At 56.1% G+C, this 14,130-nt stretch carries 11 protein-coding genes; 7 read left to right on the forward strand and 4 right to left on the reverse strand.

Annotation, left to right across the window (positions count from 1 at the left end; genetic code table 11):
* Positions 1 to 14 precede the first annotated feature (14 nt).
* The gene (cysN, locus tag AC0V61_RS07650; protein WP_486156658.1) at positions 15 to 1,928 is read right to left on the reverse strand and encodes a sulfate adenylyltransferase subunit CysN; all 1,914 of its coding nucleotides are present in this window, start codon (positions 1,926 to 1,928) and stop codon (positions 15 to 17) included.
* Positions 1,928 to 2,830, reverse strand: coding sequence for a sulfate adenylyltransferase subunit CysD (gene cysD, locus AC0V61_RS07655; protein ID WP_486156659.1), 903 nt, complete (start codon positions 2,828 to 2,830; stop codon positions 1,928 to 1,930). The genes cysN and cysD overlap by 1 nt, the downstream gene beginning before the upstream one ends.
* Before the next feature lie 332 nt (positions 2,831 to 3,162).
* Between cysD and AC0V61_RS07660 the strand changes: the two genes are divergently transcribed.
* The 7 genes from AC0V61_RS07660 to AC0V61_RS07690 all read left to right on the forward strand — a co-directional run bounded on the left by AC0V61_RS07660 (position 3,163) and on the right by AC0V61_RS07690 (position 10,876).
* Positions 3,163 to 5,241: a hypothetical protein gene (locus AC0V61_RS07660; protein WP_486156660.1), complete on the forward strand. Its 2,079-nt coding sequence runs from the start codon at positions 3,163 to 3,165 to the stop codon at positions 5,239 to 5,241.
* 184 nt (positions 5,242 to 5,425) lie between these two features.
* A complete protein-coding gene (locus tag AC0V61_RS07665) occupies positions 5,426 to 5,872 on the forward strand; it encodes a YybH family protein (RefSeq protein WP_486156661.1) in 447 nt (148 codons plus the stop codon).
* Between the two features lie 3 nt (positions 5,873 to 5,875).
* Positions 5,876 to 7,216 (forward strand): MFS transporter, encoded by a 1,341-nt coding sequence (locus AC0V61_RS07670; RefSeq protein ID WP_486156662.1) that lies wholly within the window; start codon positions 5,876 to 5,878, stop codon positions 7,214 to 7,216.
* 16 nt (positions 7,217 to 7,232) lie between these two features.
* Positions 7,233 to 8,594 carry a sodium-dependent transporter gene (locus AC0V61_RS07675; protein WP_486156663.1) on the forward strand — a complete coding sequence of 454 codons (1,362 nt, stop codon included), beginning with the start codon at positions 7,233 to 7,235 and terminating at the stop codon, positions 8,592 to 8,594.
* Positions 8,591 to 9,220: a GNAT family N-acetyltransferase gene (locus AC0V61_RS07680; protein ID WP_486156664.1), complete on the forward strand. Its 630-nt coding sequence runs from the start codon at positions 8,591 to 8,593 to the stop codon at positions 9,218 to 9,220. Before AC0V61_RS07675 ends, AC0V61_RS07680 begins: the two co-directional genes overlap by 4 nt.
* An 82-nt stretch (positions 9,221 to 9,302) precedes the next feature.
* On the forward strand, positions 9,303 to 9,785 hold the full coding sequence (locus tag AC0V61_RS07685) for a hypothetical protein (RefSeq protein WP_486156665.1): 483 nt from the start codon (positions 9,303 to 9,305) through the stop codon (positions 9,783 to 9,785).
* Complete coding sequence (locus tag AC0V61_RS07690) at positions 9,782 to 10,876, forward strand: M14 family metallopeptidase (protein ID WP_486156666.1); 1,095 nt, start codon at positions 9,782 to 9,784, stop codon at positions 10,874 to 10,876. Before AC0V61_RS07685 ends, AC0V61_RS07690 begins: the two co-directional genes overlap by 4 nt.
* Positions 10,877 to 11,058: 182 nt before the next feature.
* On the opposite strand, the gene AC0V61_RS07695 is transcribed toward AC0V61_RS07690, so the two are convergent.
* Complete coding sequence (locus tag AC0V61_RS07695; protein ID WP_486156667.1) at positions 11,059 to 13,050, reverse strand: S9 family peptidase; 1,992 nt, start codon at positions 13,048 to 13,050, stop codon at positions 11,059 to 11,061.
* Between the two features lie 256 nt (positions 13,051 to 13,306).
* A complete protein-coding gene (locus tag AC0V61_RS07700) occupies positions 13,307 to 13,873 on the reverse strand; it encodes a helix-turn-helix transcriptional regulator (protein WP_486156668.1) in 567 nt (188 codons plus the stop codon).
* Positions 13,874 to 14,130: the final 257 nt, after the last annotated feature.

A 14,130-nucleotide genomic window follows, 5' to 3' on the forward strand; every position in this document is an offset into this window, starting at 1 on the left:
TCATTTCACTACGCCTATTTCAGCGGCAATATCTGCGCAATGATATGCTGGGCAGCCTCTTCTACGCTCATATCCACGGTGTTTACGCGGATTTCCGCTGCCTCGGGCGCTTCGTAGGGGCTATCGATCCCGGTGAAGTTCTTAAGCTCCCCGCTGCGCGCCTTTTTATAGAGGCCTTTGACATCGCGCGCCTCTGCCACATCAAGCGGAGTATCGACGAAAATCTCGATGAACTCACCCTCAGGCAGCATCTCTCGCACCATTTGCCGCTCGGCCCGGAACGGCGAGATAAAGGCTGTGAGCACGATGAGCCCCGCATCGGCCATGAGCCGCGCGACTTCGCCAATACGGCGGATGTTCTCAATCCGGTCGGTTTCGGTGAAGCCCAAGTCCTTGTTGAGACCGTGGCGTACGTTGTCCCCATCAAGCAAGAAGGTGTGCCGGTTCATGAGGGCAAGCTGCTTCTCGACCTCATTGGCGATTGTGCTTTTGCCTGATCCAGAAAGCCCTGTGAACCACAGGACGCGTGGGCGCTGGTTCTTTAGACCTGCGTGATCGTCGCGGGTGATCGTAGTCGCCTGCCAATGCACGTTTTGCGCACGGCGAAGCGAGAAATCGAGCATCCCTGCACCAACGGTCGCATTGGTGAACTTGTCGATCAAAATGAATCCGCCAAGCGCGCGCGACGTCTGATAAGGCTCAAACACGATGGGCTTGTCGGTGGTAAGCTCCACCTCGCCGATCGCATTGAGGCTGAGCGTCTTTGCGGCGAGATGATCCAGCGAGTTCACATCGATTTCAAACTTGGGGCTTTGGACCGTCGCGGTCACTGTTTGTGAGCCCAATTTGAGCCAATACCCTCGACCCGGCTTGAGCGCCGTCTCATCAAGCCAGACGAGCTTTGCGCAAAACTGGTCCGAGGCCTCTGGCGGATTGTCGGCGGCGGCGATCACATCACCGCGTGAGCAATCGACCTCATCTTCAAGGGTAAGAGTGACCGATTGACCGGCAACAGCCTCTTCCAAGTCGCCGTCAAAAGTGGCTATGCTTTTGACTGTGCTGGTTTTGCCCGAAGGCACAACCCGCACCTTGTCACCAGGCTTCACTGTGCCGCTTGCGATTTGACCCGCAAACCCGCGAAAATCGAGGTTCGGTCGGTTCACCCATTGGACCGGCATGCGCATCGACGCCTCTTGCGCGGTGGTGCTCGAAAGCTCGACGCTCTCCAAATGATCGATCAGGGCAGGGCCTTGATACCAAGAGGTGTTGGCCGACGGTGCGCCGGTGATGTTGTCGCCCTTAAACCCAGAGATGGGGATCGGGGTGAACGTCTCAATCCCGACCTCCTTCGCAAAGGTGGTGTAATCGCCAACGATCGCATCGAAGGTCTCTTGGGCATAGCCAACGAGGTCCATTTTATTAACCGCCAGCACCACGTGTTTGATGCCTAGAAGGTGCACAAGGAAGGAATGCCGCCGCGTTTGTTGCAGCACACCTTTGCGCGCATCAATCAGGATCACCGCAAGGTCAGCGGTCGAGGCACCGGTGACCATATTGCGGGTGTATTGCTCGTGCCCTGGCGTATCGGCGACGATGAATTTGCGCTTCTCTGTCGTGAAAAAGCGATAAGCGACATCGATGGTGATGCCCTGTTCGCGCTCAGCGGCTAAGCCGTCCACGAGAAGGGCAAAGTCGATCTCTTCGCCCTGCGTACCGTGCTTTGCGCTGTCGGCTTGGAGGCTCGCAAGTTGGTCTTCAAAAATCATCTTGGAATCGTAGAGCAGCCGCCCGATCAAGGTTGATTTGCCATCATCCACACTGCCGCAGGTGATGAAGCGCAAAAGGCTCTTGTGCTGATGCTGGTCGAGATAGGCGTCGATGTCTTCGGCGATGAGAGCATCAGATTGGAAAGAGGGTTCGCTGGTCATCAGAAATACCCCTCTTGCTTCTTATCTTCCATGCTCGCCGATTGCCCCTTGTCGATGGCGCGCCCCTGCCGCTCGGACCCAGTTGCGAGTAGCATTTCTTGAATGATGTGGTTCATATCGGTTGCATCGCTATGCGTCGCCCCGGTTAGCGGATAGCAACCCAGCGTGCGGAAGCGCACAGAGCGCTCCACCGGTTCTTCACCCGGCTCCAAGCGAAAACGATCATCGTCGACCACAAGGGTCATCCCATCGCGCTCAACCGTGGGGCGCGGCGCAGAGAAATAGAGCGGCACAATGTCGATCTTTTCCAGCGCAATATACTGCCAAATATCAAGCTCGGTCCAATTGGAGATGGGGAAGACGCGGATGCTCTCTCCCTTGTTTTTCTTAGCATTGTAGAGGTTCCACAGCTCTGGCCGCTGGTTTTTGGGGTCCCAGCGGTGGCTGGCGGTGCGGAAGGAAAAAACGCGCTCTTTCGCGCGTGCTTTCTCCTCATCGCGCCTGCCTCCGCCAAAGGCTGCATCAAAGCCATGGCTGGTTAAAGCGCGCTTCAAAGGCTCGGTCAGCTGTGCCTGAGAATAGAGCGCGCTCCCAGTGTCGAACGGGTTGATGCCTTGTGCCTCGGCGTCCTCATTTTCGGCCACGATCAGCTCGAGCCCATACTCCTTGACCGTCTTATCACGGTGGTCGAGCAGCGCCTGAAAGTCCCACCCGGATGCCACATGCAGCATGGGAAAGGGCGGGGGTGAGGGATGGAACGCCTTGCGCGCCAGGTGCAGCATTACGCTTGAATCCTTGCCCACCGAATAGAGCATGACGGGGTTTTCAGCCTCGGCCACAACCTCGCGGAAAATATGGATGCTTTCGGCCTCAAGCCGTTGAAGATGCGTAAGCGATGTCATGCATGGGCAGCTAGGCCTTGGGGGGCCTAAAGCGAAACTAGAAAAGCTTTTGCGAGGGAAATTTTGTTGTGTGTGCCCACGCAAGTTCCTGCGCCAGCGCGCGTTTGCAAACTTTGGGAAACGGATCGTTTAGATCGTTGTTAGGGACGCGCGAAGGGAGATGGGGCTTGGGTCATAGCCAGATGTCTTGATTGCAGAAGTGCGTGAAGAGCTGCTGAGGCCAGAAAGCGGCTCCGTGACGGTATCACCCCCCGCTTGTGACGTGCAAAGCCAGTGCATCGCAAGATTGCATAGTCTTGGTTTGGATGTAGTCTAACGAGGGGGAATTTTCGTTGCATCAAACGCGGATCGAAGCGCTCAACTCAATCAAGACCACGACCTTTGGAGAGTTTCGGATTGAAGCGCCCGATGGCAGCGTCATTGCGCTAAGAAACCGCCGCGCGATCCTGCTGCTCGCAATCCTTTGCATTGAGCCGGGGCATTCGATGGACCGTGAAGCGCTGGCGCGGCTATTGTGGGCGGATCGATTTGTTCCGCAAGCCAAGGCCAGTCTTCGACAATGTCTGCTTGAGCTGAAGAACAAGCTTGATGCGCTAGCCATAAATGCGCTGGTAATTTCACGCTCGAAAGTCGCGCTGAAACCCGATAGTTTTTACTCAGACTTAGGCGCGCTCGAAGCCGCGCTTTCTGCAGGCGAAACCGGTAAGCTCCTGAGCCAGCTCTTGGCTATTGGCAACCGCCCTTTGCTTCAAGGAGCATCGCTCAATCCTGCCTTTGACGAATGGCTTACCAAGCGCCGCGATCATGTCGATGCGAGCCTGCGTTTGGAACTCTCAGAGGCCATTCGTTCCGCCAGCAAGGAGGACGCAGAACGCCTCGTAGAAGCGGCAAGAGCCCGGTATCCATCCTACTGGACATTTCACCAGCGCAAGCCTGAGGTCACGCTGGCTCTCTTGCCTTTTGCGCAGGATGATACCGTTGGCGGCGATTTCTTTCTCGCCGATGCTGTCGTCGATGAGTTCTCAACGCGGCTTGCCGGTGTAAACGGTGTTGCGCTTGCCGGCCGGACGTCGGTGGCCGTGGTTGCTGAAAAGGGTGGGACGCTGACCGATATGGCTTCCACGCTAGGCGTGTCTCACCTCATCGAAGGCGAGGTGCGGCGCAATGAGGAGGATATTGAGGTCCGTATCGCCCTTATCGAGGGCCAAACGGGAACAGAAATGTGGTCTGACCGCGTTAACGGTTCGATCGAGCAATTCTTTGATGGGCGTAAAGTGATCGGCGCTAATGTGATTGCTGCGATATGCAGCGCCTTGGGTCTAAGCGCTTCGCCTGCGCCTTCTCGCAAGATGACCCCCGACCGCGAAGCGTATGCGCTTTATCTCCAGGGACGCGCGATGATCCAACGTATTGGCGGAGCCGACACTTGCGCGAAGGGCATCGAGCTCTACGAGCGGGCGTTGGAGATCGACCCCGAATTTGCCGAATGCTGGACCGCGCTTGCTGATGCACACATAATGACTGCCGCCGCCACGCCCAGCCTTGATCGGATCGAACAGTCGGCAATGGCCGCAAAATGCGCCAAACGTGCGCTTATGCTCGCCCCCAATGAGGGCCACGCTTTTTCGATCCTTGGGATCCATGAATGGACACAGTTCAAGCCAGCCACGGCTCTGGAAATGGCGTTTGAAGCCTATGCGCTAGATCCGAACGCTGCAGATGTGTGTTCGCGGCTTGGGTCCTGCTTGCTTTATCTTGGTAAAGCAAAAGAAGCGCTTCCTTACATTGAAGCCGCAGTGGATCGCGATCCGGTCTACGCGCGCAACTACGCGATGCTGGCCTCGGCATGGCTTGCTCTGGGGGAATACGATAACGCGGTCATCGCTGCCGAGCGCATGGCAAGCCTTGGCGCACCGGCAATGTGGCTTCCCTTGGCGCAAATGGCGCAGGGCGATTTTGAAGCGGCGGTAAATTCCCACTACGAAATTCGAACCCATCTTGGCACAACGATCATGCGCCCCCCGGGCATGCCCCCCGTTGATGACGCCGCGCGCGATGCGTACTTCCAGATGGCTGCGCACGGATTGTACAGCGGCAAGGAAGATGCCCGGGCCGTTTACTGTCAGGTCATCGATGGTCTTCACGCCGCGATGCCGGACCCATACGACAGCTCGATTGCGTGGCCAGCGATCTGGATGGGGCATAGCGAGCTGGTCATGAAGGTGTATTCTGAATGCATCCACCCCTCCAATATGGTTGGCCTGATGAGCCTTTGGATCGACATCGACCCGATCAATCGCACAATCCGCCACCCTGACTTCATGAGCTTTGCCGAACGCATTGGTATGGTCGAGGCGTGGGAACGCTTTGGTTGGCCCGATCTAATTCCGTCGGACCCCCGAACCGCCTGATCACGCACGTTTTGACGATTTATTGACGGTCGGGCGGATTGACCATTCGGCCCATTCGTTGGCATTCAGATCCCACCACAAAGCACAGGAAAACGCAGATTTTTTCGAGTCTTGCGAGCGACCGCTCGGCAAGCTCCGGGAGAGTTTTGCCTGATCCCAACGCGCGCATGAGGAAAGACCGATCATGAACAGCACTACGACCGCCGTGTCGTTAAATGATCTGCATGAAAGCTATGTCGCCGCGATCAATTCAAACGACATTGATCAAATTCTCGCGTTGATGAGCGACGATGTCGTTTTCCAATTGCCCGGTGAACCCGATTTGATCGGTAAAGCCGCCATCCAAAATTGGGCCAACGGCTTTTTCACGCAGTTTGAGGCGTCCTGGCACAAGACCGAACAGGCCTTGGAGCATTCAGGTGATATCGCAGTGAGCCGCTATACCTACACCGCCTGCTACAGGTCGCGTGCAGACAGCTCTCAAGTTGGTGAAGTGGGCAAAGGCACCTGTATCTATCGCCGCAATCCGGCGGGCCAATGGCTTCTTACCATCGACAGTTGGTCCACCCACGAGGCCCCCGCCGATCCAAATCTCGCTTCGGTGGACACATCACCAACAAAGAGGGCTTGACCTATGCAACAGGCAATCGCTTCTAGCACGTACTCAAACCCGGCTAGACTTCCTGCGCTTAGCGAGAACCGCCTCGCGCGGTTCGCTGCGATTATTGTCCTGTATTTCCTGCAAGGCGTGCCGGTAGGCCTGTCGCTAGTGGCGCTTCCAGCATGGCTTGCGGAGGCGGGCGCAACGCCTCTTGAGGTGGGAGCATTCGTTGGAGTGGCTCTCCTGCCGTGGTCTACCAAGCTTTTGAACGGTCTGATTATGGACCGTTATGCATATAAGCCAATGGGGCGCAGGCGCGGGTGGATTTTGCTGTCACAGTCGCTGATGGTGATGGCGTTGGCTGTGATGATGGTCGCTGCGCCCGGAGTTGGCGACATCGCGCTTCTTACAGGGCTCTGTTTCGCTCTCAATCTGTGTGCAACATTCAACGATGTCGCGGTAGACGGGATGGCGGTGGATATCGTGCCCGAAAACGAGCGGACTGCGATCAACAGTGTGATGTTCGCAAGCCAGGCCGCTGGTATCGCGCTGTGCAGTGTTCTGGCCGGACACACCCTTGCTTCAAGTGGAACAGCGACGACCGCCCTGATCCTTACGGCACTTGTCGCCTTCGCCTCGCTGTTCGTGAGCGTATTCCGAGAGCGTCCAGGCGAACGACTGCTGCCGTGGTCCAAAGGCCAGGCCTCGCGCGAATGTGAAGATCGCCAGCATGATGCATGGTGGCCGATCTTGTCGGGCGTCTTCAAGTCGATCCTCGAACCTCGCACGTTGATGTTCCTGCTCGCCGCTGGATGCGCAGGCGCCTATTTCGCGTTTGCCGATGCAGTCAATCCGACGCTCGCCGTTCAACAGCTTGGCTGGTCGAGCGAGCAATATTCGAACTTTGGCGCAATGGTGAACATCGCTGCTGCGGGTTTTGGTCTTTTCGTTCCGCTAGTACTCGAGCGCTTGTTTGGCCTGCGTTGGTCAATCTTGGCCCAGCTTGCAGTGATTGCACTCTTGGCCGTGATTGCCGGGCTAAGCCTTCCTAGTTGGCAAAGCGATTTGCCCTTTATGGTGCTGTCGGCAGCTATGTATATCCTCTCGATTACGCTGATAATCAGCGCGATCGTGTGGGCGATGCGGATATGCAACCCGGTGATCGCGGCAAGCCAATTCGCGCTGTTCATGGGCATCCCCAATTTTTCGAGAGGGGTAATGGCAGGCAATTCAGGCTGGTTGGTCGAGGGTTGGGGCTACAGCGTGACCTATTTCGCGGTGGCCGGACTGACATTGCTTGGCCTTATTTTCGCATGGTTCGCCCGCGTCGCGGATGACAGCCAACTCCCAAGCGCTGCGACAACCCGGTCTTAATTGAAGTGGGCCCATCATGAGTTCGGACACGCACAACATCACAATTCCCCAGCACCTGAACACCGCAGGAGAGCGAAACGAGGCAGCCGGCGCAGGCAAACAACAATGGGGCTCGCGTCTCGGCTTTTTGATGGCTGCGATTGGCTCTGCGGTTGGGCTTGGCAATCTTTGGAGATTTCCCTTTCAGGCAGGCGAGAATGGCGGGGGCGCGTTCGTTTTGATCTACATCGTGTGCGTCATCCTGATCGGGTTTCCTGTGCTGATAGCTGAGCTGGCTATCGGACGTCACAAGGGTCTTTCACCGATCGGATCCACCCGGGAGATTGCCATTGAAGCAGGTCGTTCGCCAAACTGGCAGATCGCGGGATGGATCGGGCTGGCAGGGGCTGTGATCGTATTACCCGGCTACACGATGCTTTCCGGCCAGATCATGGCTTATAGTGCGATGGGTTTCATGGGGGATTTGAGCGATCCGAACCAGACGCCGCTCTACGGTGGTCCCATCGCGTCATTGCTATGGTTCACCGCGTTCATTGCGATCACAACGGGAATTGTCCTGCGCGGATTGAAGCGAGGTATCGAGGCAGCCTCTGTGCTATTGATGCCCGCGTTTTTCTTCATTCTCGCAGGCCTTGCCGCTTTTGCGCTGTACAGCGGAGCGGCGAGCAACGCGCTTTCCTATTTGTTCATGCCGCGCTTTGACCAATTGACGCCAGAAATCGTGCTTGCCGCTCTTGGTCAGGCGTTGTTCTCGCTTGGCGTGGGTGCAGGTCTGATGATCACCTTCGGTTCCTTTCTGTCGAAGGATGCAAATATAGGCTCAAACGCCACGGTTATCGCGGGAGCGGACACGTTAGTGGCGCTTGTCGCGGGTTTGATGATCTTCCCGATTGTGTTCGCCTTCGGTATGGATCCCGCAGCAGGAACGGGACTCATTTTCGGGACCCTACCAAGCTTCTTTGCAACAATGCCGTTTGGCAATGTGGTCGGCGGGCTGTTCTTCTTTCTGGCCTTCATTGCGGCTCTGACATCGTCGATTGCCATATTGATGGTGGCTCGAACCATCGGCATCCAGCAATTCGGACTTAGCGAGCGCAACGCAACGCTGCTTTTTGCGCTGCTGGCATGGGTCGGCGGTGTTGGGATCGTCTTTATCGATGGTTTCGGGGTTTTGCTCGATTGGGTGCTCGGCAGCGTGATCATGCCGCTGGGCGCTCTAACCCTCGCGTTGATAGCGGGTTGGGTTGCTCCGCGTTCAGTTATGAGAGCGCAGTTGGCACAAACGAGCGACGCGTTCTTTGCCTTTTGGCGAGGTTCGATCCGCTACGCGGTGCCACTGGCGATAGTAGCAATTCTCTTTGCGGGCCTATTAAGGTGACACGTCGAGCCAGTGATATCGGCATTGGTGCCTCATCAATTGCTGGTCCGTTTCCGGGCATCGCCGATCAGCTTTTGCATGAAGAAAAGGGGGGCTGGATGAGTTTGGTTTTCGTACAAGCCGATCTGGAAAAGCACCGCGAAGTGCTCACACGTTTCAATATCGAATATTTCAATTGGGCCGACGCTTCGGTGCGAGATCATTTCGGTCTCAATCTACCCAATCTGCTGGGTATGCCGATCCCTGATTATGTCGATGGCGCTTTAGAAAAGCTGTGCGGGGGACGCCCTCCCGATAGCATTTTCTATGTGGCCTTCGATGGGGAGACTGCGATGGGTATGGGCGGTCTGCGCCGGGTCAAAGGCGGCGTTGGCGAGATCAAGCGGATCTATGTTTCCCCAAAGAGCCGCGGCGGTGGAACAGGCGCAAAGATTCTGGATCATCTTATGAGTGATGCGCGCGTATTCGGCTATCGAGAGCTGTTATTGGAAACAGGTCCTTTCATGACCTCAGCCCATAGAATTTACGAGGCAGTAGGTTTCGAAGACGTAGCGCCCTATTCTGAGGCCGAGGTGCCCGAAGAGCTACGCCATGACTGGCGATTTATGCGCCGTCAGCTGCGCTGATGGACGGGCCGGGTTTTGCAGCCCTCCTCCCTTCCTGACCGGCATCACACCAAACAACTTTCTGGAGAAACGGGCAATGCAAATGGACTGGGCGGCAATCTCCGCCATCAGCGACATCCTTGCCGCGATAGTGGTTGTCGCCTCGTTATGGTTCGTCGCTGGTCAACTGCGTCAGAATACAAAAGCGATTGTCGCAAATTCGAGGCAAGGACTGCTGGACGCTGACCTTGGATTGATATCCGGCTTCATTGACCACGCAATCGATCCCCATCTGATCAGCGATGACGATGAGCTGTCGCCAGAGAACGAACGGCGCATCACTTGGATGGTGGTGAAGGCTTTGCGCGTTAGAGAATTTGCGTGGCATCAATACAAGTCAGGAATTTTGGACGAACAATCCTGGCAATCCTACATGGAGCCAGTTCCTGGGATATTCTCGTCAGAACGTGCGCGATCTGTGCTGGACTTCTATACCGGTGATAAAGCCTTCTTGAAGGAGGTTCGCGCTCGGATTCCCACCAGCGATGACAGATCGACGCACTCCAAAACAGGAAAAGAAATGTGACAGACCAACCAATCACCTCGTTCTTTTCGGCCACTTATTTCGAAGCGCGTCGCAAGTTTTTGGACGCCTGTGCCGCTCGTTCCCTTGGTGTTGTCAGTCACCTCAACCCCCACGCCAAAGGGCCTGGCGGCGAAGACCTTTTCACAGATGTGGTTCGCATCGGTCCCGCTAATCCGCAAAAAGCTCTCCTGCTTATCAGCGGCACTCACGGGGTAGAGGGCTATTGCGGCTCGGGCCCGCAGGTCGGCTTGCTCGAGACCGGTGCATTCGACGCGCTGCCGCCCGAATTCGGCGTTGTCATGATCCACGCGATTAACCCCTATGGCTTTGCCCATGATCGGCGCGTCAACGAAAACAACATCGATCTCAACCGCAACTTCATAGATTGGGGCACGATCTCGCAGACGCCCGTCAGCGATTACGATGCGATCCATGAGTACGTGCTGCCCGCTGACTGGGATGGACCGACCAAAGACGCCGCCGACGCGGCCATAGCAGACTATATCGCCGCTCATGGAATGCCCGCTTTCCAAGCAGCGCTATCAAGCGGCCAGTATGATTATCCCGATGGCGTGTGTTACGGCGGGCAGGGCCCTGCCTGGTCGAACACAACTTTGCGCTCGGTGCTTTCTCAATACCTGAAGCAGACACAGGCCCTTGCCGTGATCGACTTTCACACCGGCCTTGGCCCTTACGGCTATGCAGAGCTGATCTCCGCCGGGCCGCGTGCGCAAAAGGCCCTGGCCAAGGAATGGTTTGGGGAACCGGTCACCGATCCAGAGGGCGGAACCTCCACATCCGCTGCGCTTAACGGGACCAACGCCAACGGGATCGCCCGCACGCTGCCTGATACGAAGATCGCGTTCATCGCTGCTGAGTACGGCACACGCGATCTTGACACTGTCTTAAACGCGGTGCGCGCTGACAATTGGCTCTACCAAAGAGGCGAGGTCGCCAGCGATCAAGGCCAAGCGATAAAGGCGCAGATCCGAGACGCTTTTTACCCAGACTTTGCTGACTGGAAACGGATGATCTGGGACCGCTCGCGCCATTTGGTCGAACAAGCCATGACGGGGCTAGCCAAAATCTGAAGGTACAATACGACGCCGATCACAAAGGCACAGGTTTGAGGCGGCGTAGCGCCTTTTTGATCGCCAAAACGAACACGTGTCAGTGTATCTATTAGCCTTGGACCAGCGCGGCGATCAAAGATACCTCAGCCACCGCTTCTAAATTTGATATTGCGCTATTTGAGCCTGGCGCTGCGGACGGCTCAATCCGCCTCGTTAAGACCCAGCTGTTCCTCGATAAATTCAGCCTGTTTGCGGTAATAGAACAATTGGTTCGACAGTTTGCGCCAACCATGTCCCTCATCAGGAAAGCGGATGAACTGCGCATCGACGCCGTTGCCGCGAAGCGTCGTGACCATCACTTCTGTTTCAGAAATATCAATGCGTGGGTCCGTCACGCCATGGGAAAAGAGCACGGGTACGGTGATCTGGTCTGCTTTGCGGATTGGCGAGTTGATGGTGTAATATTCGCGCCAGGCCTCTTCGGTGATGTCTCCGTATTCGATCCTGTCCGAGGCCTTAAGCGCGGGCGAGGCGACCTCAAGAGCGGTGACCCAATCGGCTACCCCAAACAGTGAAACTCCAGCGACAAACTCTCCCGGAAACTCGGCCAGAACCGCGTTGACCGCATATCCGCCGTATGATCCGCCCATCACCGCAGCGCGACCACCATCGATCAAACCATCGGCCGCCAGCGCGTCCTTAAGATCAACCAAGTCGCGAATTGAATCGAGGCGTTTTTCCCGGTCATCAAGGGTCGAATATGTCCGTCCCAGACCTATCGAACCGCGAATATTCGGCTCGAACACTGCCACCCCGCGCGCCACATGATATTGCGCGACACTGTTAAATCGAGCTTGCGATTGCCCGGATGGACCACCGTGGACTGAAAACACGACTGAAGGCGCATTGTCTCCGGTTTGTGTACCCTGGGGAAGATACAGCAAACCTTGGAGTTCTACTCCATCGCTTGCGAGGTAACGAACCACCTGCGGTCGAACCAGACGATCTGGATCGAGCCCGGCGAGGTTTGCGCTGAAAACTTTCTGAGCAGTCGCAGCCATTGGGTTTGTCATCCACAATTCGCCCGGTGTCTGCCAGCCATTAACGCGAACCAGCAATTCCCCATCCGCTTCACAGTCGAGATAATAATTCCCCTCTGGAAGCTGTGGCATCTCAATTGGCCGCTTTTCGATGGTGTGCCAGCCATGCAGTGTGTCAAAACCATCATTGTTCTGGGTCCAATAAAGATAGCTGCCTTCCGGCCCGGCACCGCAAAGCTCGATATTCTCCACATCCCGTTCCGCCTCGAAGACACGCTCGAAGCCTCCACTCTCCACACTATAGAATGCAAGCGTACCAAATTCGCGCTCTGCATTGGTTGCGAAGTAGAAACCGGACGAATTGGGCATCCACTCAAATCCCCCCAGTGTATGTTCGGCGCGCTCTTCGATTGGCGGTTTGGAGATAGTGGTCATCTGGCGTGTTTGGAGATCGAGTAGATAGAGGTTGTTGGCGTCCTCTCCCACCTGCTCTGTGACAAGAGCATACTTGCCGTTGGGCGAGATGGAGCGTGCAGCGAGGCCCAGCTCGCTTTCGACGATCAGCTCGCTTGAGCCGTCCATAGCCCCGCGATAAATGTCGAACACGCCTGCTCCGCGCGCAGTTGACGCGTAAACAAAGCTGCCATCGGCCGCAAAATCGCCGAAGATGCGGAAATCGCCGCGCGCGGATGGCAACACTTCGGTTTCAGAATTTCCGTCCGGCGTTAACGCAAAATAGCCCGGCTGTTCATTCCCGTCGCGGTCGGCCGGATAGAACAAGCTTGAGCCATCGGGCGTCCAAACACTCGCAAAAACGCCAGTCTCAAACGTGATCTGCCGAGGCTGTCCGCCGGTTGCAGGCATCACCCACAATTCGGATTCGCCGGTTACATCCCAAGCAAAAGCAATCGTCTTGCCGTCAGGCGAAAGACTGGCTGACCCTGCTCCTGATGCCAGCAAGTATCGCGCGATGTCGGCTGGATATTCGCCCGCGCGCCCGACCGTTATGTCTGAACCATCAGGCTCCATCGCCTCAATGGTAAGATCGGCGCCCTTCGTGCCGCCAAAGGTTTCCTCACTTTCCTGTGCAGACGAGGCGGCAGGAATGGCAACGATCGCAGCGGCGCTGATGAGAAGGATGTTACGGATCATGGAGACCTCACTTGCTAAGAAGATGGAATGTGCGAAACCTATCGGATTGCGGCGCTAGGGAGATGCGGTGAATCGATGAGTGTTTGGGACTAGGCAGAAAGTGATGGCTGCCAATCGGCATATTCTACTGACCACTGCTCCAAACTAGGAGATACCTTAAAGGCAGCGATAAGAGCCTAGAGCGATTGGATTGAACCCTCTGCTAAATTTCACGCAAAAGCTGGCGGATTTCGCGCAATGAGTTCGCAATTCTCACTCATCTCTGGTGCGTGGTTTTGAGTTTCTGGCGGTATTCCTTTGGGGTCATGTCCTCGCGCTCTTTGAAGGCACGGTTGAATGATGAGATAGAACGAAACCCGCAGTCCAAGGCGATGGTTAGGATGGGCAGATGAGCGTTTTGCGGTTTTGCGAATTCTTGTTTCACCGCGTCAATTCTGTGGTCGTTCAGGAAGGTGCTGAAGTTTCGATACCCAAGGGCCTGATTTATAAAAGCCCTGAGCCGGTGCTGTGTCACGCCCAACCGCTGCGCCAAAGTCTGTATCGTTAGGTTTTCCTCTTGATAAGCGGCGCGCTCAGACATTTCTTCGCGCAAGCGATCATGCAGCTTTGCATCGCGCACATCCAAATCGGGCGCGGCATGCTCATCGTGCGCAAAGTTCACAGCGATACTGTTAAATGATGTCATCCAATACGCTGCCAAGGCGACAGCAGGCCAAATTGTCAGCACCTTCACCGTCTCTGCCTTCAGCGACGAACCTTGCACACCAAACGCTTCGCTAAGAGCGGCGCTAACGGTGACTAGCGCGATGACTATAACGAACATCACCCGTGACTGCCGCCTTGACGCGATTAGATCGTCTTTGCGCCCTTGCAGTGTCGAAAGACACAGATGCCCAGCAACTGCCAATGACATGACACTTACAAATTGGACCAACCAAGGCGGTGCTGGGGGGACTTCGAAATTAGCTGCCAAGCGGATCCACACGATAGGCATGCAATATAGGACGCCGACTATAAAATGGCCTTTGCTTAGCCGAAAGTTCGACGAAAAAAGCGAAAGGGCAAATAGCCAGACAAAGA

Source organism: Erythrobacter sp. JB1-4 (genome assembly GCF_057365025.1).